Here is a 21,871-nt window from a genome sequence, read left to right as displayed (position 1 = left end):
ACCGGCTCACGAAGGTACAAACCGCAGTACGCGAATACTAATTCAATTAGCTGAAATTTTTACTAAAATTTTACGCGGCTCTGGTCCTGAATTTTACCTCTTCAGCCTTGCACTATATTACCCCGCATCTGCTCTTAACTGCGCAGGGTAGCGGCTGAGGGAGGTGTATGGAGGCGCGAGTGGCCGCTACAGCAAGGTGCGGGCAACAGTGGTTGTGTCTTCGTAAAAGGTTTCTTCCGTTTCCGGCTCATTAGCTGCGGTAGCCTGCCCGGGCTCGGCCCACCACTCCTCGTTCTGCCAGTACGTATCCCAGCCTAGCTTGGCATACTTGGGGTTGAAATCCCGGTCCCGCTCCCCCACCATGAAGTCGCGAAAAATATCCTGTTGATATTCAAAGATGTTCTGAACCAAGAGCACGGGCTTCTGCTGGTGCGTTTCCGGGTTTTCCCAGGTACCCTCAAACAGGACGCCCCCGCCCCGGGTATTTTTGCTAATGTTACGGGTAAACAGTTCGATGTCGCCCTCTTCCGATACCGAGAAGTCAATCAGCACATCGCCCCGGAATGTGCCCGCCCCTTTGTAGGCGGCGTCTTCGCGCAAGGTGAAGGTCCCCAGCACGGAGTACGCATTCCGCCGATTCAGCTCCCGGTAGTAATCTTTCACACTCTTATCGGTTTCTCCCTTAGGAAGCTCAGCCTGGGGCTGGTTCATCAGCTGGGTCAGCAAAATATCTCCCTCGAAAGGCGTAATGGACTTCTTGAATCGATTTTTGCCTTTCACGAAGTAGTGCGCGGGGTTGGCCGGGTCCCGGCGCACTTCCAGCATGGCAAACTCAATGCGGTAGTGGTCGGCTCCATAGAACCCGTTCATTACCTCGTGGTCGTCCGGCTCTTTCGCAAGAAGGGCGGCTAGGCTGTACTCCCGCAGAAACTTCAGCTCCTCAGCCGACAACGGCGCGACAGCCGGGGCCGCTGGAGCACCTGATTTTGGGGCCGCAACTGCCTGTACAGTGCTAGCAGCCGGGCCGGAAACATCAGCAACGGGCTTTTGCTGGCAGGCGGCCAATAAGGTTAACAAGGTAGTGGAGAGGTAGGCGGAGCGCATCAGAAACACCGGATAAAGTAGCTGAGCAAGATTGCAGACCGGAATATACAACTTACCCGATATGAGCGGCAACTACCGACTCCGGGGCGGTAACTGCTGGGGCTACCCGTGGCCCGAAGGCCCGCAGGTACCATTTGCCCAGCCCGGCCTGTACCAGCACTTCGGCTAGCAGCAGGTTGCCTACCCACGACAGCCACACCACCGTGAGGTAGGTTTCCAGAGGGCGGGTCTGGAAGAAAGAGTGCATGCCATAGCTTTCCAGGCGCAGACTCATGGCAGCCAGGGTTACGGCGTAGGCACGCAGCATCCACTCAGAGTGCGGCAGCCAGCGGCGCTGCCGGGCTAGGCGGTAGGCCTGCCAGGTAGCCAGCCACCACACCACGCACTGCAGGGTAAAACCCACTTTGGCCGGCAGTCCGCCATTGGCAAAGGCGGCCAGCACCAGTCCCGAGGGGGCGGCCAGAGCCAAGATGCTCACCACGTACACTTGGCCCAGACGCCGGTGCAGGCGCGGCCAGCGGTGGTACAGGGCGGGCACCAGCTGCAGCAGGCCCGTCACCATTACCCACCAGCTACTGGTAATGTGCACGTAGAACCCCGCCCGGAACCACGGATTATCGTTGATATCCGCCGACTTAGTGGTCAGAAACAGGATGCCCTTCTCGAATCCCAGGTAGGGCAGCACCATCGTGAGCATGCGCAGGCTGAAAGCCGCCACCGCCAGCAGTAACAGTAGCCGTAAAACGCGCAGCATGGGTCAGATGATGAGATAGTGAGTGAGCAACGTTAATGGGCCTCTGGTGCTCTGGTTCTACAGGAGAACCTGGCAGCGACAAAGCAAGACAATAAAGCTAAAAAGCCCCAACAGAAAGGCAAATTGCCAGCTTGCTACCCCCTCTCAACGCTCAAAGCCCCGCCAAAGCGGCCCCTACCGTAGCACGATTGGGTGTCGCCCTGCTGAGGCTTTGGCTGGTTTGAGGGGGTAGGCGCCGCCGCTGGGGCATTACTCGTGCCGCCGAAACGGCTAACTCACCTTTTCACTACTCCCCGCGCAGCTTCTTCAGGTACATCAGGCCCAAACGGAGGCGGAAGTAGTCGTACTTTTCGCGCAGGTGGTCGAACAGGTCGCGGAGCATGGGGCTACCCCCCAGCTGGGCCTGAGCCGTTTGGATTTCGGCCAGCTCTTCGGGCTTCAGGAACTCCTCCATGCGCAGCTCCATCCCCTTGCCGTAGCAGGTAGTAAGGTGGGTTTGCACGGTAGAAATGGCCAGGTCGCGGCGCTGGGCAATGGCTTCCACGCTCAGGCCCATGCGGTGGAGCTGGTGGGTGGTTTCCATGGTGCCGTTGACCTCCGTGCCATTAGTCTCACGAATGGCTTTCGGCTCCCGCTTGCGCGGGGTGCGGGCGGCGCTGTAGTCATCCGGGTCGAGGTTGGTGGACAGGTCGCTCTCCTCCAGTTCGGCATGGGCGGCGGGGTTGCCACCGTGGGCCAGCACCTCCCGAATAAAGGCCTCGCCGTATGTTTCGAACTTCTTCATGCCTACCCCCGAAATGGAGAGCATAGCTGTGCGGTTCACCGGGCGCTCCTCAGCCATTTCCTGCAGGGTGCTGTCAGTGAAGATGACGTAGGGTGGCACGCCCTGCTCGTCGGCAATGCGCTTGCGCAGGGTGCGCAGGGCCTCGAACAGCTGAGCCTCGCGCGACACCGGCGCGGCTTTGGCCGTAGCGGCCGCTTTCCGGCCTTTCGGAGCCTTTTCGGCTTTCTCGGCGGGCTGGAACTTCTTCATGGGCACGGCCCGCTGCCCCTGCAGCACGTCGCGGCCCAGCGGCGTGATTTTCAGGGCGTAGCCTTCCTCGTAGGCAATGTATACCAGCCCGTCATTCAGCATCTGATGGATGTAGCTGTACCAGTCGAGGTAGGCCAAGTCGCGGCCCGCGCCGTAGGTTTTAATCTGGTCGAGACCCTGGCTGAGCACGGCCTGGTTGCGCATGCCGCGCAGCACGTCAATCAGCAGGTTGATACTGAGCCGCTCCCTACCCCTTACCACCGCCGATAACGCCTTCTGGGCCAGTTCGGTCCCATCGAAGGTGGTAGGTGGGTTGCGGCAGATGTCGCAGTTACCGCAGTCCTGGGCCAGGGTTTCGCCGAAGTAGTTGAGCAGGATTTTGCGGCGGCATGAGGCGGCTTCCGCAAACTGCTGCATGCGCTCCAGCTTGGTGAGGTTAAGCTGGGTGAGGTTGGGGTTTTCCTTGGTGAGCATGTCGCGCAGGCTCATCACGTCCCCGAAGGAATAGAACAGCACGGCCGTAGCCGGGGCCCCGTCGCGGCCGGCGCGGCCTATTTCCTGATAATAGCCCTCAATGTTCTTGGGCAGGTTGTAGTGGATTACCCACCGCACGTTGCTCTTGTCGATGCCCATGCCGAAGGCAATGGTGGCCACAATCACCTGCAAATCGTCCTTCAGGAAGGCTTCCTGTACTGCCCCGCGCTGGTTGGGCGTCATGCCGGCGTGGTAGAAACCCGCTTTAATGCCCTTGGCCTGAATCTTCTGGGCCAGAGTTTCGCACTGCTTGCGCGAGAGGCAGTAAATAATGCCGGCCTCGCCCTGGTGGCGCTCCAGAAACTCCAGGATGCCGCCTACCCTATCCTGGCCGGGGCGCACGATGAGGTTGAGGTTGGGCCTATCAAAGCTGGAGAGGAACACCCGCGGCTCGCTCAGGCGCAGCTGCTGCTGAATATCGCGCTGGGTAAGGCGGTCGGCGGTGGCCGTCAGGGCAATGATGGGCACCTGCGGAAACTGCTCGCGCAGCACCCGCAACTGGGTGTACTCGGGCCGAAAATCGTGGCCCCAGGAGCTGATGCAGTGGGCCTCGTCAATGGCGAACATGCTGATGCGCATGCGCCGCAGAAACGTCAGGAAACCTTCGGAGAGAAGCTTTTCCGGCGATACGTAAAGCAACTTGAGGTAGCCGTTCAGGCAGTCGGCGGCAATGTTGTTCTGCTCGCTCTGGCCGACGCTGCTGTTGATGTAGGCAGCCGAAATACCGTTAGCTTTCAGGGCTTCCACCTGGTCCTTCATCAGGGCAATCAGTGGCGACACCACCACGCACACGCCCTCCTGTACCACGGCCGGCACCTGGAAGCAGATGCTTTTGCCGCCGCCCGTGGGCATGAGCACCACGGTATCCTGCCCTCCCAGAATATTGCCGATAATGTCTTCCTGCATAGGCCGGAAGGTGTCGTAGCCGTAGTATTTCTTCAGGACGCGACGGGCAGAATCGAGAGTGGGAGCGAGTTGTTCGGCAGCAAATAACATGGGGTAAAGATACGGCGAAACGCGGCGGGGAGAAAGAGTGAATATAACCGGCCGGGGGCGGAAATGGTGCACTTGCCGGGCACAATCCTGAACAGCCATTGGCCCCGACTATTCCGTTTACCAGAAGACTATTTCTCACCTTCAACAGGTTACCCCTATGGCTACTTCCGCTGCATCCCTCTCCCAAAATCAAGCCGTACTCGACGCCCTTAGCCGCTGCATTGCCGCCTGCGAAATGTGCATAGATGGCTGCCTGCACGAAGAACATGTGCAGATGATGGTGCCCTGCATTCGCCTCGACCGCGACTGCGCCGACATCTGCCGCCTCACCGCCGCCTTCATAGCCCGCGGCTCCGACCACGCCAAACACGTCATCAAAGAGTGTATCGAAATCTGCCAGAAATGCGCCGAAGAATGCGGCCGTCATGAGGATGACCATTGCCAGAAATGCGCGGCTGCCTGCCGGGCCTGCGTGGAGGCTTGCCGCCAGTACCAGGGGTAGGCCCTCCGGCCGGCTAGCACAGCGGGCTTTAGGCGTTACCGTACTGCTTCCGGGATTTCTGTCCCACTGAGCTGCAACAACAAGTCCAGAGCGTAGGCGTGCACATTTTGCTGCTTGCCTACGTGGGCCAGCTCGGCGGCGGCTTGCCAGCGCTGCACCAGCCCGCCCGCAGGAGCCACCGCCTGCTGCAGCTTCCCCGTGTTGTATTTGATTTGCGTGCGCACGCAGTGCTCGGCATCGAAGTCACCGACCCAACTGGTATAGTTGTAATCGTAGTAAGTATTGAACACTTGGTAGGTTACGGGCCCTGACCGCTCTACGGGAAACTGATAGTATAAGGGAGAGATACCGGGAAAGGCCAAGCCAACGGTAAACGCCCCCGGCCGGCGCGGCCCCAGAATACTGGCTCCAAAGGATTGGCTTTGAGCTAGTCGCAGCTGGCCGGCGTCATCCGTCTGGAATTCAAGTGGCGTACTACCTCGGCTCCAGACCTGAACCCGTTGGTGAGGCAGAGCATGACCGGCAGCATCGCGCAGGGTAAGCCGCAGCTCGTACGAAGCGGAGCGCTGCCCCAGCGTAAACACATAGAAAATACCGCCGACAACCGCCACGGCTACCCCTCCTACTATGTACAATACGTTCATCATGAGCGGAGTGGCTTCTGATATGGAGGCCGCCGAAAGATAAGAATCTGCCACTGGTCCGGGCTTGTTGCCTTGGATTCTAAGAAAAGCGGGTGAAGAACGTGCTATTCAAGCCAAAACCACAGGTTGTCCTAAGCGCAGCAAAGGACAACCTGTGGTTTTGATATAATACTCCCTACCCCTTCCGCAGGGGCTAACCTCTTCTTCCTACCCCTGCTCGGGTCGCGAAACCTTGCGGGTGCCCTGGTAAAGCTCGTACTTGAGCAGGCGGCAGTCGATGGGGCCGTTGTAGAGCGGGATGCGGCGGGAGGTTTTCAGGCCGATGCGCTTGGCCGCCTCCAGGTTGCCGGTAAACACGTAGGCATCATAGCCTTGGAACCCCGATTTCAGCGTGTCGCCGATGGCTTTGTAGAGGGCATCCATTTCGGCTTCCTCCCCGATTCGCTCCCCGTAGGGCGGGTTCATGATAACGATGCCCGGCTCCTCCTTGGCGGGGGCTTTGGCTTCTTTCACGTCGCGCACGCCCAGCCGAATGAAATCTTCCAGGTCAGCGGCGGCCACGTTCTGGCGGGCCAGTTCAATGTACTCGCGCGACAAATCGGAGCCGGCCAGGTAGGCCTGAGGGTCTTCTAAGCGGGCCTGCCGGGCGTCCAGCTGTACTGATTCCCAGAGGGCCGCGTCGAAATCGGCCCAATTCTCAAAGCCAAACTTGCCCTGGTGGTAAAGGCCGGGGGCAATGCGCTGGGCAATCATAGCGGCCTCGGTGAGCAGGGTACCGGAGCCGCACATGGGGTCGATGAGGGTCTTTTTACCATCCCAACCCGCCAGCAGCAGCAGACCGGCGGCCAGGGCCTCGTTGAGCGGGGCCACGTTGGTTTGCTGCCGGTAGCCGCGCTTGTGCAACGATTCGCCGGAGGCGTCGAGGCTCAGGGTTACCTCGTTTTCAATCATGTGCAGGTGCAGGCGGATGTCGGGGTTTTTCACGTCCACGCTGGGGCGCGAGCCGGTGCGGTTCCGAAACTGATCTACAATGGCATCCTTAGTAAGTTGGGCCACAAACAGGGAGTGCTCGAACGTGGATTTGTTGACGACGGCCGTAATGGCGAAGGTCTGATCCGGGTGGATAAAACGCTGCCAATCAATGCGGCCAACCTCGCGGTACAGCGCTTTTTCGTCGCGGGCATAGAAACCGGCGAAGGGCCGCAGGATGCGCATGGCCGTGCGGCACCACAGGCAGGCCTCGTAGAGCAGCTGCGTATCGCCGGTGAACTCTACGGCCCGCTGGCCCACTTTATCAATCTTAGCTCCCAACTGGCGTAGTTCCTCAGCCAGCACCTCTTCCAGCCCAAACTGGGTGGTAGCAGTCATGTAAAACGGGGCGGAACGGCGGTTGGCAGCCATAAGAGGGGGTAGTAAAGCAATAGAAGACAGCAAAGGTACGCTGCCACGGTGGCTTGGCAGTGTACTTTTACTGCGTGGTCTCTACCAGAAACTCAGTATGTCTTTCCGAATTTTTATTTTACCGGCGGTTCTGCTACTTGGCTTAACCTGCCTGAGTTGCCACTGGCGCTCTACCCCGCCGGTACTAGTCCTGCTGCCCTTCCAAGGACTACCACACCAGCTGGCTGACTCCGTGTATCAGCAGTTGCGGCGCACTGCGGGCACAGTGGTACTGGCCCCGCGACGCGCACTCCCAAACGCCGCTTACTACCCACCGCGCCACCGGTACCGCGCCGATTCATTGCTGCGCTACCTGGTGCGGCAGTACCAACCCGACACCGTGGTAATTGGTCTAACTCAGCGTGACATCAGCACCACCAAAAATGACCGCCGCGACTGGGGCGTGCTGGGGCTGGGCTACCAGCCAGGCCGGGCGGCTGTCGCATCTAGCTTCCGGCTGCGCCAGCGTCAGCTTCCCACTCAATTTTACAAAGTAGTACTACACGAAATCGGTCACACCCAGGGGCTGCCGCATTGCCCGGCGCCCACCTGCTTCATGCGCGACGCCGAAGGTGGTAACCCAACCGATAAGGAAACCGGTTTCTGCTCCCGCTGCGCAAAACAGTTACGGCAGCGCGGCTGGGCACTTGCCGGGCCTGCTGCTTAGTGTCATTTTCCCAAAAAAACTCCGTAGCATTGCTTAGCTGGCCTCCGAGGTTGGCTGTTTTCTTTCTTTCATTCTGCCTGCATGGCTATTCCTACCTCTTCCTCTCCTCCAGCTACCGCCACTACCGCCTCGTCCCGCAGCTACGCCCTACCCATGGCAGCCATGACGAGCCTGTTCTTCCTGTTCGGGGCCGTCACGAACTTCAATGGTGTGCTCATGCCCTACCTCAAGGACGTGTGCCAGCTCACCGATTTTCAATCCTCTACGGTATCGGTGGCATTTTTTGGGGCTTATTTTCTGATGTCGTTGCCGGCGGGTGTGCTCCTGAAACGGCTGGGCTACCAGCGCGGCATTGTGGTGGGGTTGCTGGTGATGGCGGCAGGGGCGCTGGTGTTTATTCCGGCGGCCAACTCGCGGGTCTTCGGGGTGTTTCTGCTGGGTTTGGCGGTGCTGGGAGCGGGCATCACGCTATTGCAGGTGGCCGCTAATCCGTACGTATCGGTGTTGGGGCCGGCCAGCGGAGCGGCTTCGCGGGTAAGCCTGGTGGGCGTGGCCAACAATTTCGGTGGTACCCTCTCGCCTCTGCTGGGTGGTATGCTGCTGTTCGGGGGCTCGGAGGTGCTGAAAGCCCAACTGGCGGCCATGCCGGTGGCTCAGCGCCTGAGCCAGGAAGCCGCTCTAGTGAAAGGGCCCTACATTGGGCTGGCCGTGTTTCTGGCGGTGCTGGCCGCCATATTCGCTTTCCTGAAGCTGCCTGAGCTGGAGACTTTTGCCGATGAGGAAGTCAACCCCACGGAAGCAGCCCTGCCGGCCCGGACCTCGGCCCTGGCCTTCCCCCATCTGGCCCTGGGCGTAGGGGCCATTTTCCTGTACGTGGGCGTGGAAGTGGGGCTGGGCGACTACCTCATCCGCTTCGGTGAAGCTCAGAATATCGGGCAGCTCTCAGGGTTCACGCAGGCTCTGGTACGTAGCCTTAGCGTAGCCACCAACTGGGCTGCGGCTCTGTTCGGGCAAGCCCCCGCTCCTATTGATACTACTGCCGGCTTCACGAAGGCTGTGGGTGCCGTGCTGGTATCCTCGTATTGGTTTGGCTCCCTGGTAGGGCGGGTAATCGGGATTCCGCTGCTCAGCCGCATCAATGCCCGCTACGCCTTGGTGCTGGTATGCGCCGTGGCGCTGCTGAGCGTGGCGGCGGCCGTGCTGGTACGCGGCGAGGCGGCCCTGTGGCTGGTGGTACTCTGCGGCTTGTGCAACTCCATTATGTGGCCGGTTATCTTCCCGCTGGCTATTAAGGGTTTGGGTCCGTTTACCAAGCAGGGCTCTTCTTACCTGATTATGGCCATTGTGGGCGGAGCGGCTATTCCGTTTCTGATGGGGGCCATGGCTACGTACGCGGGTGGTCTGCGGGTGGCTTTCGTGCTGCCAGTGTTCTGCTACGCTTACCTACTGTTCTATGCCCTACGAGGGTACCGGGTGCGCTAGCTGCTGGCCCAACTGCTTAAAAGGTCCGCTACCCGGCATCGGGTGGCGGACCTTTTCTTTTGTAGCCCGCCGTAATCCGCACAATAGCCAAACGGCTACCTTTGCCCCGAAATCACCTTCAGCGCTTTTCGTATGGCTTCGGCTCCCGTTCTTGAACACCACGTTTCCCTTCGCCCCTACAACACGTTTGGCCTGGACGTGAAAGCGCGGCTTTTCGCCCGGTTCACCTCGGTAGAAGAACTGCAGACGCTGCTGGCCCTGCCCGAAGTACAGGCCGCAGAGAAACTGGTGCTGGGCGGCGGCTCCAACCTGCTCTTCACCCGCGACTTCGACGGGGTCGTACTCAAAAATGAAATCCGGGGCCTTGATATCATCAGTCAGGATGAGGAAACGGCCCTGGTGCGGGCCGGCGCCGGCGAGTCGTGGCACGGGCTGGTGCAGTACACCCTGGATCAGGAGCTGAGCGGCATCGAGAACCTCTCCCTCATCCCGGGCACGGTAGGCGCGGCCCCACTCCAGAACATCGGGGCTTACGGCTCCGAGCTAAAGGATACGTTTGAGCAGTTGGAGGCCCTAGAAATCAGCACGGGTCAGGTGCGTACGTTTTCGGCCAGTGAGTGCGGGTTTGGCTACCGGGAAAGCGTGTTCAAAGGCCCCCTGAAAAACCAGTACATTGTTACGGGTGTGGTCTTGCGCCTGCAGCGCCAGGCCCGGCCCAACGTCAGCTACGGGGCCATCAAAACCACTCTCGAAGACATGGGCATTGGGGGCGAGCCTACCCCCCGCGAGGTGAGCGAAGCCGTGATGCACATCCGCCGCAGCAAGCTCCCCGACCCCGCCCAGATTGGCAACGCCGGCTCCTTCTTCAAGAACCCGGAAATCTCTCAGCTGAAATTCGACGAGCTGAAAGCCAGCTTCCCCGAGCTGCCGGGCTACCCCGTACCGGGCGGCGTAAAGGTGCCGGCCGCCTGGCTGATTGAGCAGTGCGGCTGGAAAGGCCAGCGCCGGGGCGCCCACGGCGTGCACGACAAGCAGGCGCTGGTGCTGGTAAACCACGGCGGCGCTCAGGGCCAGGACATTCGGGAGTTGGCCCACGACATCATTGCCTCCGTGCGCGAAAAATTCGGTATTGAGCTGCACCCCGAGGTCAACATCTTCTAGCGCTTCATGCACAGACCCGGCTTCCTCTTGGCAGTCGGGCCTTTTTTTACGTGTGGGTATCGTCGAGCAACGCGGCCGGTAGTTCCAGCTCGGCCGCCGTGCCCATGAGTACGCACAACAAAAAGCGCTTAACCGCCTACCCCCAAGCACCCCGCAGACAGGCTGCTCGGTTTCCTAGCCGGTATGATTTGGCGTAACATATACTGCTGATATATTTGAAAATCAAATATTTACCCTCAAAATACCAGCTTGCTTGCTTCCGAAAATCTTCTTCGGGGCTGGCTTATTCTTTGGTATAAGATCAGGATATTTGTTGCAGTTTTTGCTTCCCACCTCATCCCCCACTTCTTTCATTTGATGAAGAAAATTACTCTGCTGGCTCTGCTTTGTGGCGGAGCGGCCCTGCCAACCGCAACGGCCCAGACTGTGAAATCGGTAGCGGAAGCCCGCACCGATGGCGCGGGCGCCACCGTGACCGTACGCGGCGTGGTAACCAATGGCCCCGAACTGGGGGTTATTCGCTACCTGCAGGATGGCACAGGCGGCTTGGCCGCCTATTCTACCTCCGCGGCTGGCTTCTCGGGCCTGGTGCCCGGCGACAGTATCGAAATCAGCGGCACCCTGAAGAATTTCAACGGCCTGCTGGAAATGGACCCCGTGAGCAGCGTAACCGTGCTGGCTCAAAACCGCGTTATTCGGCCCGCGGCTAACGTAGATGCCTCCGCCGTTACCTCGGTTTTTGCCGAGCAGTACGAGTCGCGGGTAGTGCGCATCAATAAGAACACGTCCATTACCACCAGCACCGGCGGAACCGTCAGCACGTTCGGGGGCAACACCAACTACCTGCTCAACGGGCAGACCGGGGCCGTGCTGCGCACGGCCGCCGCGGCCAACGCCGGCAACGACATTGTGGGCAAGCAGGCCCCCAGCGGCCAGTTTGACGTGCTGGGCATTATGAGCCAGTTTGCCAGCACCGGGGTAGGCGGCTACCAGCTGCTGCCGCGCCGCTACCAGGATTTCGTTCTGGGCGGCACGCCCAACTTCTTCAGCTCGCCCTTCCCTACTGGCATTAGCACCACTGGCTTCACAGTGAATTTTGCTACCGAAAACGCCGGTACGGCCAAGGTAGAGTACGCCACTTCCTTGGCCGGGCCGTTTACCACCGTGGCCGGCCCTACGGCCGCCGCTACTCAGCACCGCATTGCCCTGACGGGCCTGCAGCCCGGTGTTATCTACTACGTGCGGGCCTCGTCCACCAATGCCATCGGCACCTCGGAGTCGCGCATTGTACCGATGGTAACGGCCTCGCTCTCCAGCGGTAAAATGCGGGCCTACTTCACCAACCCCGTGAACACGGCCCTGGCCCTGCCCGGCAACGGCGCTACCTACCTGGCTAACGGCACCATTGCCGACACCGTGGCCCGCTACATCAGCAAGGCCACCAAAACCCTGGATATTGCCATCTATAACTGGAACAGCGTTACCATTCTCAACGCCGTAAACGCTGCCCACGCCCGTGGCGTGCAGGTGCGCGTAGTTTTCGAGGATGACAACACCAATGCCAGCATTACGGGCCTGAACGCGGCCATTCCGCGCATCGGCCGCCAGACCCAGCAGAACATCATGCACAACAAGTTTGTGGTGATTGATGCCGAAGACCCCAACCCGAACGTGCCGTGGGTCTGGACGGGCTCCACGAACTGGACTCCGGCCCAACTGAACCTGGACCGCAACAACGCCATTGCCATCCAGGACCAGGCCCTAGCCCGTACCTATACCCTGGAGTTCAACGAAATGTGGGGCGGCGGTACTACGGCCACGGCCCGCTTCGGCTCGGCCAAAACCGACAATACTCCGCACTACTTCGTTATCGGGGGCAAAAATGTGGAATCGTGGTTTTCGCCGACTGACCAGGTAAACAGCCGCCTGATTCAGGCCATCCAATCGGCGGATAACGACCTGCATATTGCCACCATGCTGGTAACGCGCACCGACCTGGGCCGCGCCATTGCCGACCAGGTAAAGGCCCGCAACATCGGGGCCTGCTCGGAGGTGCTGCTCAACGACACCAGCAACGCCGGCACCGGCGCCATTCTGCGCACCATCCGCACGGCCCTGGGCGACCGGGCCATCGTGAAGAATACTACCGGCATCATGCACCACAAATACGCCATCGTGGATGCCGGCGCCTCGCAGTCGGATCCGCAGGTGTTTGTGGGCTCGCACAACTGGTCGCTCTCGGCCGACACGGAAAATGACGAGAACACGCTCATCGTGCACGATGCCCGCATCGTGAACCAGTATTTCCAGGAGTTCTCGGCCCGCATCAGCGAGCAGAACCGGGGCTTTCAGGTGTGCAGCCTGGTGCTGAGCAACAAGCAAACAGTGGCTCAGAGCGCGGTGCAGGTGTACCCCAACCCCACCAGCGGCAAGTTCCAGCTGCGGGTGCAAACCAGCGCGGCCCGCACGGCCCGCGTGGTGCTGCGCGACGCTACCGGCCGCGTGGTCCTCGATCAGACCAAGGCCCTGAACGGTCAGGAAGTGAGCGTGGATGCGTCGTCGCTGCGCGCCGGCCTGTATCTGGTTCAGATTGAAACGCCCGAGTCAACCCAGGTTAGCCGGGTAGTGGTGGAGTAGTTCTGCTTTCCTTCTTACCGCAAAAAGCCGTCCCCAGGTGGGGACGGCTTTTTTCATGGAATAACAACAGAATTTGGTGCGAACCGCCGCGCCGGGCGGCGGCTATTTTCTGGCCTACCACCTACTCCCTATTTCCAGCGGCGCTGGGCCCAGGCTTGGCGCTGAGCTTCATCCTGGAAGGTCCAGGCCACTATGCGGCTTACTTTCTGACCCTGACTCATATCCAGCACCTTCACCTCCGTAGCACCCACCTGGCCCAGGAAATAGTGGGCGCTGCGCAGGGTTTCCTTTTTGGAGATAAGCGACGAAAACCAAAGCACTTGGGAAGCCAGCGGCACGCTTTGCGCAACCATGCGCTTGAGGAAACCCTCTTCGCCGCCTTCGCACCAGAGCTCCGTGTTCTGCCCCCCGAAGTTGAGTAGGGGCTCGGAGGTTTTGGTTTTGGCGTAACCCAGGTTGCGGCCTTTGCGGCGGCTTCCGGTGGCGGCATCAGCGGCGGAGGTATGGAAAGGCGGGTTGCAGATAACCAGGTCAAACTCTTCCCGGGGCTTCACGATGCCGGGGAAAATGTCCTCCTTGTTGCTTTGCAGACGCAGGTCAACCCGGCCAGCCAGGGTAGGGTTTACGGCTACCATGCTTTTGGCGGCGCGCAAGGCTATGGTATCCACCTCCGAGCCCACAAAGCGCCACCCGTACACCTGGCTCCCAATGATGGGATACACGCAGTTGGCCCCTACCCCCACGTCCAGCACCTGCACCGATTTATCCCGCGGAATTCCCCCCGCGTGGTCGGCGGCCAGCAGGTCGGCGGCGTAGTGCAGGTAGTCGGCACGGCCCGGGATGGGCGGACAGAGGTAGCCGGCGGGCACATCCCAGTGCGCTACCCCGTAGTACTGCTTGAGCAGGGCCCGGTTCAAGGCCTTCACGGCGGCGGGGTTGGCGAAATCGATGCTGCTGTCGCCAGCGGGATTGGGGACTACAAAAGCCGCCAGCTCAGGACTGGTTTGCACGAGTTCCGGAAAGTTGTAGCGGGCGGCGTGGGGGTTACGGGGGTGCATCTGAAAGAACTAGGTAGGGTAGTAAAGAACCCGCTACGTTCTGGCGCAGCGGGTTCTCACTGGTTGGAAATACGATAAAAGAAACGGTGCTGAGCTTATTTCAGTACGGCAATGGTTACGCCGTCGCCGCCCCGGTCAGCGTGCTCGTCGGCCACGCTGGCTACTTCGCGTACCTTGTGCAAGTAGTCGCGGGCAATCTGGCGCAGAATGCCGTTGCCGCGGCCGTGCAGAATCTTGATTTCCGGCACGCCCAGCATCACAGCGTCGTCCACATAAGCCATGATGCGGTTTAGAGCATCCTCGGCCCGCTCCCCACGCAAGTCGAGGGTCGTATTGAAGCCCGACATACGGCCGGTAATATCGAGGGTAGCGTGCTGGGCCGGGGCCTTGCGAGCCGCCTCCTTTTCCCGCTCCCGAATCTCGGACCGCGTCAGCTTTTCGAGCTGGTTGACCTTGACGATAGTTTTGAGCCCCCCGAAGGAAACCTCCGCCGTCTTGCCCTTTACGGCCATAATTTCGCCGTGGCCCTCCTGACCCAGCAGTGCTACCTTGTCGCCGGGCTTGAGGGTGTTGGGGTCGGCCAGCTCACGGGTGGCCCGGGGCTTGGGCGGCTCAATCTGCAGCTTTTCGCGCACGAAGGTATCCAGCTTGCCGCGGGCCTCCTTGGTGCGCTCCTTTTCGGCCTGCCCTACCCTGATTTCCTGGATGGTAGCCTCAATCTGCTGGTTGGCATCCTTGAGTAGCAGCTTGGCCTTGGATTTGGCGTCGCGCAGCACCTCAAGGGTCGTATCGTCGAGGTACTTTTTAAGGTCCTGATATTCCTGAGCTGCCTTTTTCATGCGCCGCTCCTGCTTGGCCGCTTCGGCGGTGCGCTGCTCCAACTCGGTTTTCTCCTTTTCCAAGCCTTCCAGCAGCCGGTCGTAGCGGATTTTGTCCTTGCCCACCAGCTGAGTAGCGCGCTCCACAATTTGCTTGGGCAACCCGATTTTGCGGGCTATTTCGATGGCGAAGCTGGAGCCTGGTTTGCCGATTTCGAGGCGGTAGAGGGGCTGCAGCTGCTCGGGGTCGTAGCGCATGGCCCCGTTGATGATGCCCGGCGTGCGCTCGGCGTAGTTCTTGAGGTTGGTGTAGTGGGTCGTGATGACCCCGAAGGCCCGGGCACGGTTAAGCTGCTCCAGCACGGCTTCGGCAATGGCGCCGCCCAGGCTGGGCTCGGTACCGGTACCAAACTCGTCAATCAGCACCAGGCTGCGTTTGTTGGCCAGGGTCACGAACTGCTTCATGCTGAGCAGGTGCGAGGAATACGTACTCAGGTCGTTTTCCAGGCTCTGCTCGTCGCCGATATCCAGGAAAATATCATCGAACACACCCGCCTCCGACTCCTCACCGGCCGGAATCAGCAGACCGCACTGCAGCATGTACTGCACCAGGCCCACCGTCTTCATGCTCACCGACTTACCACCGGCGTTCGGCCCCGAAATCAGCAGTATCCGTTGTTCCTGGTTTAGCTCGATGTCCAGGGGTACTACCTCGCGGGGGTCATCCTTGGCGTGTGCCTGGAAGGTGAGGTAGAGCAGCGGGTGCCGCACCCGTTGCCACCGGATCAGGGGGCGGGGGTTGAGCTTCGGCAGCACCGCTTCCAGCTGACGCGCCAGCTGAGCCTTGGCCCGAACAAAATCGAGCAGGCCGAGGTATTGGTAGGCCTTGCGCAGGTCCGGAATGTGGGGGCGCAGCTGGGCCGTGAGCTGGGTCAGAATGCGGACCAGCTCGCGCTGATAGGCATTTTCCAGATCCTTGATGTCGTTGTTCAGCTCGAATACGGCCTCGGGCTCAATGAACACCGTCTGGCCCGTGGCCGACTCATCGTGAATCAGGCCCTTCACCCGGCGCTTGTGCTCCACAATTACAGGCAGCACCAGGCGGCCACCCCGAATGGTGGGCTCGGCCCCCTCGGGTACCCAGCCTTCCTGGCGGGCGTGGCGCAGGATGCCGGCAATCTGCTTGCGCAGCTGGCCCTGGCGGTTAATCAGCTCCTGCCGGATCTGGCGCAGCAGCGGAGAAGCATCCTCCCGCACCTGGCCTTCATCATCCACCACCTTATCCAGGTTGGCCATGAGGTTGCGGTCAACCTGCACGCCAATGCCCAGTAAACGCAGGGTTGGGTACAGGTTTTCTTCAGCGCGGGTAAAGAAAGTCAGCGCCTCCCGAATGGTGCGCAAGCTCATTTTCACGGCAAAGAAGGCCGCTACGTCCAGGTAAGAGCCGGGCAGGTTGGCGCGCACCAAGTGCTGGTGCACATCGTGGTAGTGCTGGCTGGGAAAATCGGCGCCGCTGTTGAGGAGCTGGCGGAATTCGTCGGTTTGCAGCAGTAGTTTTTCCAGCTGGTCGGCCTTGGTCTGGAACGACATCTTAGCCACAAACTGCCGGCCTAATGCGCTTAAGCACAACTGTTCCAGCATTTCGCGCAGCTGCGAGAAACCTATTTTTTGCTCAAAGTTCTGAGGAAGAATCAAACGAAGTAGGTGGTAGTGGGTACTTGGGAATAGAATGGGAATGCGAAGATAAACACTCGCGGGGGCGGGAAAGATTCAATAATTGGAATATGAGGTGAGGAGGTAAGGAGGTAAATAGTGACAGGTGAGAAAGAATGGATGAGGTGAAAGCGTTTTTGATAACCCCGGCGGAACAATACCTGTCGTTCAACGAACTGCGGCCCCCGCTGAGGTTTTGGGCGTGCCAGGGGGGTAGGATTTGCTACCGACATGCTACCCCCAGAGGGCTGCCTCAATCTTCAATCGCCCTTTCCCCGTTCACTTCCTCACCTGTCACCATTTACCTCCTCACCTCCTCACCTCATCACATCTCCCCTTCCACGCCCAGCCCGAACAAGGCGAAATCATACTTCACGGGGTCTAGAGGGTCGAAGGTGCGCAGGTGGGTAGTAAGTTCTTCGGCGGCCAGCCAATCAACCTGCTTGCGCTCCAGCAGGCCCAGGCGGCGCGCAACGCGCTCTACGTGCACATCGCAGGGGCAGATGAGGTCGGCGGGGGAAAGGTGGGTCCAGAGGCCGAAATCAACGCCGCGCGGGTCGGGGCGTACCATCCAGCGCAGATACATGTTCACGCGCTTGCAGGCCGAGCCGCGGGCGGGAGTAGCCACGTGCTTACGGGTGCGCTGGGGCGCGTCGTCGAGGCTGAAAAACAGGGTATGGAAGTTTTCCAGACGCTCCTTTTGGGTGCTGCCCGTCAGGAAAGCATCTTCCAGCGTGTCGTGGCGTCCGTAAAACCAGCGCAGCCAGTGCACGAAATACAAAAGGTCCGTATCACAGAACGTGCGGTGGCAGAAGCCCAGCAGCTTTTTCAGGTCCTCGTCGTGGTGTTGGGTAATGAACTGGTAGGGCGCATCGTCCATGCGGCGCAGCAGCTCAGTGCACTTACTGATGATGGTAGGGCGGCGCCCCCAGGCCAACAGAGCCGCAAATAAACCGCTGATTTCTACATCCTGCCGCTGGGTAAAGCGGTGCGGAATGCTGACCGGATCAGCCAAAATGAAGCCGGGCTGATCGTAATGCAGGTATTTTTCATCGAGCAGGGCCCGAACCTGAGCGTGATTCATAGGGAGAGAACTAGTGGGGTAGTGAAAGGGTGAGTTTGCCGTTCTGCTTGCGCCACTAGCGCCGATAAAACAGCAAACTCACCCTTTCACTATTTCACCATCTCACGGCTACGGCACGTAGCTGGTTTCTACGCGGAAGCGCTGGTCGGGCGTGGCCAGGCGCTGCACGGCCTTCTTAGAGAGGCGCACCAGAATGTTGGTGTTTTCGCCCGTATCGGGCAGGGGGCCGATGACGCGCACGTACACTGATTGACCGTTCATGATGTTGCGCACCTGCATAATGGTGCCCACCGGAGCCGTTTTGTGCAGGGCCAGGTACTTATCAGAGGCGTCCGTCTGAATGGCCGTGGCCAGGCCGCTCTCCGACACCCGGCGCACGATTTCACTGGCTCGGGAGGGGCCCCGGTCCTTGTCGGCAACTTCGGGGGCGGGGCTGGTGGGCGCTGCCGCGGCCGCTGAGGCAGCTGAATCCCGGGCCCGTTCGCGGGCGGCCCGCTCCCGCGCCTCCCGTTCCCGGGTTTCGCGGGCGTCGCGTTCGGCCTCATCGTCGCGCTCGGGGCGGAAAGCCGGGGCCGGACGGGCCGGCGCGGCGGCGGCGGGAGCCGGGGCGGTTGTGCGGGCCGGGGTGCTGCCTGACCCAGCGGCCACAATCACCATCTGGCCAACACGCACGTTGTAGTTGGCCGGAAAATTATTGAGACGGTACAGCTCAGCAGGCGTAGTCTGGAAGCGGCGTGCAATGGCAAACAGCGTCACGCCGGGCTCAACTTTGTACACGCGGTTGCCGTGTGCATCAGTGGGTAGGGCGCGAGTAGCGGCAGAAGCGGCAGGAGCAGCCGGCCGCGGTGCCGCCGGCTGACTGAGCACGACGCGGCTGCGCGGCACCAGCACCACCTGCCCGGTTACCAACGCCCCCTTCTGCCCCGAGTTAGCTTCCACGATCTGCTCTACGGGCACCTTGTAGCGGCGGGCCAGCCCGTACAGGGTTTCGCCGGGCCCCACGCGGTGCTTAATGAGCATGAGGTTGTTGCGGTACTCTACCCCAATGGAATCAGGCGGTGCTACTGGCCGGGGCCCGGCCGCAGCCGTGAAACCAGTGAGGGCAAGCGCGGTAGTCAGCAACGAAAATCGGAACATACTAGGGGAGGCAGAGAGGCAAGGAGCAGGCCAGTGGGACAACGGAGCTACCGGCTTACATAAAGTTTGCCGAAAGTTACGGAATCGGCCGAAAGCCCGCGCTACTATATGACGCCAAGGCGTTTTTATTGATTGATTCAGGGACATTTTCAGCGCTGGCCCATTGCCTTGCCTGCAGGATACGGGCTAGAAGCAGGCGACTTGGCTTCAGAAGCAGAAATTTCCCGTTTTTTGCGGCCTTCACCCTACCCTCTTCCGCGCATGCAAGCCATTGGTATAATTCCTGCCCGCTACGCTTCCACCCGCCTGCCCGGCAAGCCCCTGGTTGAGTTGGCGGGTCAATCCATGATTCAGCGGGTAGTAGCCCAGGCCCGGCAGTCCAGCCTGAGCCGGGTGGTGGTAGCCACCGACGACGAACGGATTCTGGCGCATGTGCGCGGCTTTGGTGGCGAGGCCGTGCTGACTTCTGCCGACCACCCCAGCGGCACCGACCGGGTGTGGGATGCCTACCAGCAGCTGCAGACTTCCGTCGACTGCATCATCAATATTCAGGGCGATGAACCCTTTATTCACCCGGCCCAGATTGACGCGCTGGTGCAGCTTTTCGCTCGCCCCGCGCCGCCCCAGCTGGCAACCCTGGTCAAACCCGTTATCAGTGAAGAAGAGCTGTTTAGCCCTCATCTGCCTAAAGTAGTGCGCGACGCAGACGGTTATGCCCTATACTTCAGCCGTCACCCCCTGCCCTATCAGCGCCAGCAAACCCCGGACAGCTGGCTGCAGCACCACCGCTACCTCCGCCACATTGGCCTCTACGCCTACCGCCCCGATGTGCTGGCCGAAATAACCCAGCTCCCGCCCTCCGCGCTGGAGCTGGCCGAAAGCCTGGAGCAACTGCGCTGGCTGGAACACGGCTACCGCATCCTGACGGCTGAAACCGAGCTGGAAACCATCGGTATTGACACGCCCGAGGATGTGGAGCGGGCCCTGCAGTACCTGGAGCGCGGCAAGCAGTAGCAGGCTTACGGGACAGTGGGGGCCGTGGGGGTTTCGCCGGCGGCCCGGCTCGTTACGTGTTGCTCGGCGCTGCTTTGGCGCTCCTCGCTCATTTCCTTGGAGAGGAAGAAGTTGAGCGCCGTCCGGATGACGGCAATGGCTCCGAGCTTGCCAATCTGCTCCCAGCTCGGGGCAATAGCCGTGGAAAGGATATCGGCGCCCAGCTGAAACTCCAAGGCCAACGCCAGGTAGCAGGCCAGCGTCAGGCGGATGGCGGTAAAATCGGCGGTGCGCCGGGCCAGCAGGGCTTGTAGAAACAAGCGGGCCGCTACCCCAATGCCCAGCGCAATGGTCAGGGCGCCTACGGTTTCAACCCCCAGCTTAAGCCACTGCACGGCCCCAATTACTCCTTCTTCGGTCTGGGCGTACACAGTCAGGGTTTCGGGGGTAGCAGGCATATCAGGCAGCAAGGAGAGGTAAACCCACGGTAGTTTGTGCTTAGCGGGCCTGGAGAAAAGCAGGCGGCGCCCGAGTGTATGCAGTCAGCACGAAGCCGCCCGCCGTTGCCTGCCTAGTCACAGTTCCCGGCTCACCGCAGTAGCACGCCAGGAGGCCAACAGTACAGGCACCGGAGGCTATTACGGGAGCGGCCGGGCTCGGGGTGCCGGTTAGCCGCCGGCTTTCTTGGCTTTATAGCCTTTCTCCAGCAGCACGGCCATTACTTTGTCGCGGAAGTCGCCCTGGATGAGGATTTCGCCATCCTTCACGTTGCCGCCTACCGCGCATTTTGTCTTGAGCAGTTTGCCCAGCTCCTGCAAATCGGCTTCCTGACCTACAAAGCCCGTGATGAGCGTAACCTGCTTGCCCCCGCGAGATTTTTTATCGAGCTGCACGCGCAGGTTTTGCTGCTGGGGCGGTAGAGTTGCAACGGTTTCGTCGCCGGTTTCCTGGTATTCAAAATCGGGGTTAGTGGAATACACCACCCCTTCGCGGCGGTTTTTATTGGCTTTCATATGGTGAGATGATGAACTTGTGAAATGGTGAGTTGATGCACCAGCGTGCAAAGAGAATAGCAAACTCACCATTTCACAAGTTCACTATCTCACGGCTACACCGCTACCTCCAGGGCCAGGGGCGTTAGCTGCACCTCAAATTCGGCGGCGTCGCCGGCATAGTCCCCATCTACGTGGAAGCCCAGTGGGTGCTGGGTCCGGACGCGGATGTGGTGACTGGTGTGGTACACGGCCCCGCCGGAGGTAGGCAGGGTTCCCAGCGCCAGCCCTACCCCCACCCGCACCGCCCGCAGCAGGGGCAGCGCATCAATCAGGCATACATCCAGCAACCCATCCTGAATATTGGCACGCGGCGCAATGTAGGCGTTGTTGCCGTACTGGGCGGCGTTGGCGAAGGCCAGCACGTAGCAGCTGGTTTCCACTATCTGCTCGTTCAGCTCCACCTGCACCGGTACGGGCCGGTAGGAGCGGTATTCGCGCAGGGCCACCTTCACGTAGGTACTCAGCCCCCGGGTGCCAGCCTGGGCGAACATCTTGCTGACGTGGGCATCAAACCCCAGCCCGGCCGTGCAGAAAAACCAGCGTCCGTTGATGCGGCCCGCGTCTATGCGCTGAAACGTGGGCTGGCAGGCCCGGCGCACGGCTCCCGGCAAATCGAGGGGTAGGCGCAGGTGGCGAGCCAGGCCGTTGCCCGAGCCGCGGGGAACGATGCCCAGAGCTGCCGTGCTACCCAGCAACCCGCGCGCTACCTCGTTCACCGTCCCGTCGCCGCCCACCGCTACCACTATCCGGCAGCCCTCAGCGGCAGCCTGGCGGGCCAATTCCTCCCCGTGCCCGGCGTATTGCGTGGCCCTGATTTCGAAGTCGGCGCCGGCGGCGTTGGCGTAGCGCCTGAGCAGCGCGGGCACGTCCTGGGTGCGGTTGGTGCCGGAAGTCGGGTTCAGAATAAAGCAGATGCGCACGAGCGGTGAGATGGTGAAGTAGTGAAATGGCGAGTTAAAGATAGAGCCAGCTAGCGGAGCGGCATCAATGCAAGCGGCCGCAACAGAGAAGCAGCTTGCAGGCTGTTGAGGGGGTAGGAGGCCAACGATTTCCGCAGGG

Annotated in this window: 18 protein-coding genes; 6 read left to right on the top strand and 12 right to left on the bottom strand. The window is 60.6% G+C overall.

Annotated features, from left to right (window positions below):
* Positions 1-186: 186 nt before the first annotated feature.
* The 3 genes from FGZ14_RS03440 to recQ all read right to left on the bottom strand — a co-directional run bounded on the left by FGZ14_RS03440 (position 187) and on the right by recQ (position 4,421).
* Positions 187-1,104 carry a hypothetical protein gene (locus FGZ14_RS03440; protein WP_139921241.1) on the bottom strand — a complete coding sequence of 306 codons (918 nt, stop codon included), beginning with the start codon at positions 1,102-1,104 and terminating at the stop codon, positions 187-189.
* 52 nt (positions 1,105-1,156) lie between these two features.
* The gene (locus FGZ14_RS03435) at positions 1,157-1,858 is read right to left on the bottom strand and encodes a DUF2306 domain-containing protein (RefSeq protein WP_139921238.1); all 702 of its coding nucleotides are present in this window, start codon (positions 1,856-1,858) and stop codon (positions 1,157-1,159) included.
* Between the two features lie 286 nt (positions 1,859-2,144).
* Entirely contained in the window at positions 2,145-4,421 is a 2,277-nt protein-coding gene (gene recQ / locus FGZ14_RS03430; protein ID WP_139921236.1) for a DNA helicase RecQ, read from the bottom strand.
* Between the two features lie 157 nt (positions 4,422-4,578).
* Between recQ and FGZ14_RS03425 the strand changes: the two genes are divergently transcribed.
* The gene (locus FGZ14_RS03425) at positions 4,579-4,923 is read left to right on the top strand and encodes a four-helix bundle copper-binding protein (RefSeq protein ID WP_139921234.1); all 345 of its coding nucleotides are present in this window, start codon (positions 4,579-4,581) and stop codon (positions 4,921-4,923) included.
* Between the two features lie 35 nt (positions 4,924-4,958).
* Here the strand turns inward: FGZ14_RS03425 and FGZ14_RS03420 are convergent, their stop codons facing one another.
* Positions 4,959-5,621 (bottom strand): hypothetical protein, encoded by a 663-nt coding sequence (locus FGZ14_RS03420; protein ID WP_139921232.1) that lies wholly within the window; start codon positions 5,619-5,621, stop codon positions 4,959-4,961.
* A gap of 153 nt (positions 5,622-5,774) precedes the next feature.
* Positions 5,775-6,968 carry a class I SAM-dependent RNA methyltransferase gene (locus tag FGZ14_RS03415; RefSeq protein WP_139921230.1) on the bottom strand — a complete coding sequence of 398 codons (1,194 nt, stop codon included), beginning with the start codon at positions 6,966-6,968 and terminating at the stop codon, positions 5,775-5,777.
* 97 nt (positions 6,969-7,065) lie between these two features.
* On the opposite strand from FGZ14_RS03415, the gene FGZ14_RS03410 reads away from it, so the two are divergent.
* The 4 genes from FGZ14_RS03410 to FGZ14_RS03395 all read left to right on the top strand — a co-directional run bounded on the left by FGZ14_RS03410 (position 7,066) and on the right by FGZ14_RS03395 (position 12,954).
* Positions 7,066-7,674, top strand: coding sequence for a zinc-dependent metalloprotease family protein (locus FGZ14_RS03410; RefSeq protein ID WP_139921228.1), 609 nt, complete (start codon positions 7,066-7,068; stop codon positions 7,672-7,674).
* Positions 7,675-7,755: 81 nt separating this feature from the next.
* Positions 7,756-9,156, top strand: coding sequence for a sugar MFS transporter (locus FGZ14_RS03405; protein WP_139921226.1), 1,401 nt, complete (start codon positions 7,756-7,758; stop codon positions 9,154-9,156).
* A 132-nt stretch (positions 9,157-9,288) separates the two neighbouring features.
* Complete coding sequence (gene murB / locus FGZ14_RS03400; RefSeq protein ID WP_139921224.1) at positions 9,289-10,317, top strand: UDP-N-acetylmuramate dehydrogenase; 1,029 nt, start codon at positions 9,289-9,291, stop codon at positions 10,315-10,317.
* Positions 10,318-10,674: 357 nt separating this feature from the next.
* Positions 10,675-12,954: a phospholipase D-like domain-containing protein gene (locus FGZ14_RS03395; RefSeq protein WP_139921222.1), complete on the top strand. Its 2,280-nt coding sequence runs from the start codon at positions 10,675-10,677 to the stop codon at positions 12,952-12,954.
* Between the two features lie 128 nt (positions 12,955-13,082).
* Here FGZ14_RS03395 and rlmF read toward each other — a convergent pair whose 3' ends face one another.
* From rlmF to FGZ14_RS03375, 4 genes are all read right to left on the bottom strand, one after another.
* Entirely contained in the window at positions 13,083-14,012 is a 930-nt protein-coding gene (gene rlmF / locus FGZ14_RS03390; RefSeq protein WP_139921220.1) for a 23S rRNA (adenine(1618)-N(6))-methyltransferase RlmF, read from the bottom strand.
* A gap of 95 nt (positions 14,013-14,107) precedes the next feature.
* Positions 14,108-16,525: an endonuclease MutS2 gene (locus FGZ14_RS03385; RefSeq protein WP_139921218.1), complete on the bottom strand. Its 2,418-nt coding sequence runs from the start codon at positions 16,523-16,525 to the stop codon at positions 14,108-14,110.
* A 343-nt stretch (positions 16,526-16,868) separates the two neighbouring features.
* Positions 16,869-17,627, bottom strand: a complete 759-nt coding sequence (locus FGZ14_RS03380) for a TIGR02757 family protein (RefSeq protein WP_139921216.1) — start codon at positions 17,625-17,627, stop codon at positions 16,869-16,871.
* 108 nt (positions 17,628-17,735) lie between these two features.
* Positions 17,736-18,764 carry a LysM peptidoglycan-binding domain-containing protein gene (locus tag FGZ14_RS03375; RefSeq protein ID WP_180754472.1) on the bottom strand — a complete coding sequence of 343 codons (1,029 nt, stop codon included), beginning with the start codon at positions 18,762-18,764 and terminating at the stop codon, positions 17,736-17,738.
* 261 nt (positions 18,765-19,025) lie between these two features.
* Between FGZ14_RS03375 and kdsB the strand changes: the two genes are divergently transcribed.
* A complete protein-coding gene (kdsB, locus tag FGZ14_RS03370) occupies positions 19,026-19,778 on the top strand; it encodes a 3-deoxy-manno-octulosonate cytidylyltransferase (RefSeq protein ID WP_139921212.1) in 753 nt (250 codons plus the stop codon).
* A gap of 5 nt (positions 19,779-19,783) precedes the next feature.
* Here kdsB and FGZ14_RS03365 read toward each other — a convergent pair whose 3' ends face one another.
* From FGZ14_RS03365 to FGZ14_RS03355, 3 genes are all read right to left on the bottom strand, one after another.
* Positions 19,784-20,215, bottom strand: a complete 432-nt coding sequence (locus tag FGZ14_RS03365; protein WP_139921209.1) for a DUF1622 domain-containing protein — start codon at positions 20,213-20,215, stop codon at positions 19,784-19,786.
* Positions 20,216-20,425: 210 nt separating this feature from the next.
* Positions 20,426-20,770 carry a translation initiation factor gene (locus tag FGZ14_RS03360; RefSeq protein WP_139921207.1) on the bottom strand — a complete coding sequence of 115 codons (345 nt, stop codon included), beginning with the start codon at positions 20,768-20,770 and terminating at the stop codon, positions 20,426-20,428.
* A gap of 95 nt (positions 20,771-20,865) precedes the next feature.
* Positions 20,866-21,732 (bottom strand): diacylglycerol kinase family protein, encoded by an 867-nt coding sequence (locus tag FGZ14_RS03355; RefSeq protein WP_257883331.1) that lies wholly within the window; start codon positions 21,730-21,732, stop codon positions 20,866-20,868.
* Positions 21,733-21,871 lie beyond the last annotated feature (139 nt).

The organism is Hymenobacter sp. DG01 (assembly GCF_006352025.1).
Taxonomy (GTDB): domain Bacteria; phylum Bacteroidota; class Bacteroidia; order Cytophagales; family Hymenobacteraceae; genus Hymenobacter.
Note: the sequence above shows the minus strand (reverse complement) of the source record. Positions and strands in the feature narration are given on the sequence as shown.